The organism is Rubrivivax albus (assembly GCF_004016515.1).
In the GTDB taxonomy this organism is placed as follows: Bacteria; Pseudomonadota; Gammaproteobacteria; order Burkholderiales; family Burkholderiaceae_C; genus Rubrivivax; species Rubrivivax albus.
Genome location: NZ_SACT01000033.1, coordinates 1 through 1,655, shown reverse-complemented (window position 1 = coordinate 1,655; position 1,655 = coordinate 1). Strand labels below are relative to the sequence as shown.

Sequence of the window (1,655 nt, the reverse complement as noted above, 5' to 3'; positions counted from 1 at the left end):
CGGGCCAGGCGCCGCGCCGCTGCGCGCGGCTTAGCTCGAACGTTAGGCGTCAGGAAGTGCGCCCCTTCCTAATCAGCTATGACCTACCGGTCGCGCCCCCTGAAGATGCCGTCAAGGCTGCCGCGCGTAGATTCAACGCCGCCTTCGACTCGACTCAAGCTTCTTCCCCGCAGGGAACGGACACAGAAGTCTTCCTGGTGCTACGTGAGGTTCGTGGGCCGTTGCAAGCCAGCGTTCGTATCAAGTACGACAGAAGGAGGAACCTTCTAGGAATCGACTGTCCGTTGAAGGTTCACGTACTTGAGAAGGACGCCAACTCGGTTCTCGAGTCATTGGCGATCACTCTGTCGAACGCGTTGTCCATGGCAAAGGGGTACTGCGCACAGGGGCCATGTTCTGTCGACTTCGAGAGTATTCTCTGTACCATTAATCAGGTAGTTCAAGCGGAGCGTGGCAAAGCTGACGCCTAACCCCTCGCTCAAGCGCCGACGCGCTCCGGCAGGCAGCGTAAGCCTGGTCCGCGGCCTATGAGGCATCATCGCGAACCAGGCTTACGCCGCCTGCCTGCGCGCGCGGCTTAGCTCGAACGTTGAACCGACGCAGCTACGCTGCGGATGCGCTGGCCGGTTTAATGGAGGTTGATGGTGATCGAAGAAGCGGGGGGCCCGCCCCCCGCTGGCCCCCGATGCACACGACGCAGCAGCAACTGATGCAGCGGCACTACGACGAAGTGGCGTCGCAGGGGCCGGTGTGTGATCGCGAACGCCGTGCGGCGTACGCGATCAAGGTATGTGGCACGCGCGCGCTTGGCGCGCACGTGCTGAGCTGCCCCGATGGCGCGTACGAGCAACTGCAGTTCCATGCCTGCCGGCACCGCAGCTGTGCGCGATGCGGGGCCGTGGCGCAGCAGCGCTGGGCCGAGCAGGAGCTCCGGCGGCTGTTGCCGTGTGCACACCACCACGTCGTCTTCACGCTGCCGCACGACCTCATCGATCTGTGGTCGCACAACCGAGGACCGTTCACGGCGTTGCTGATGCACAGCGCACGCCAGGCGCTGCTGCAGACGCTGGCCGACCCTCGCATCCTCGGGGCCGTACCCGGCATCGTGCTGAACCTGCACACCTGGGGCCGCAACCTCTCGAGGCACCCGCACGTGCACTGCCTGGTCAGCGCCGGCGGCGTCGATGCACAAGGCCGCTGGGTTGCCACGCGCAGGAACTGGCTGGTGCCGGTCAAGGCGCTGCGGGCGCGCTACAAGCACTGCCTGCTGCAAGGCATCAGTCAAGGGCTGCGCCAGGGCTGGACGCTGCCCGAAGGCAGCGACGTGGCGCAGTGGTCAACCGCGATCAAGCGGCTGTGGCGCAAGAAGCACTGGAACATCGAGATCAGCCCGACCTACGAGCATGGCAGAGGCGTCGTGCTGTACCTGGCGCGTTACGCCAAGGCAGGCCCGCTGCCGCGCAGCCGGCCATTGACGATCGACGACAGTGGCTGCGTGAGCTTCCCGTACCACGATCACCGGACCCAGCGCACCCAGACCCAGCGGCTGAGCGCCCAGCAGTTCGTGCGCCGGCTGCTATGGCATGCACCCGCATCGCGGCAACACACCACACGCCACGCCGGGCTGTACAACAGCAACCACCGCGAGCACCATG

2 protein-coding genes are annotated in these 1,655 nt (G+C 65.4%); both read left to right on the top strand.

The features are described 5' to 3' along the window. The coding region (locus ENE75_RS25565) for a hypothetical protein (RefSeq protein WP_233259275.1) at positions 1-470 on the top strand (470 nt) is incomplete at its 5' end. 215 nt (positions 471-685) lie between these two features. Then, positions 686-1,655, top strand: a 970-nt coding sequence (locus ENE75_RS24625) for an IS91 family transposase (RefSeq protein ID WP_158289094.1), incomplete at its 3' end; no start/stop codon positions are given.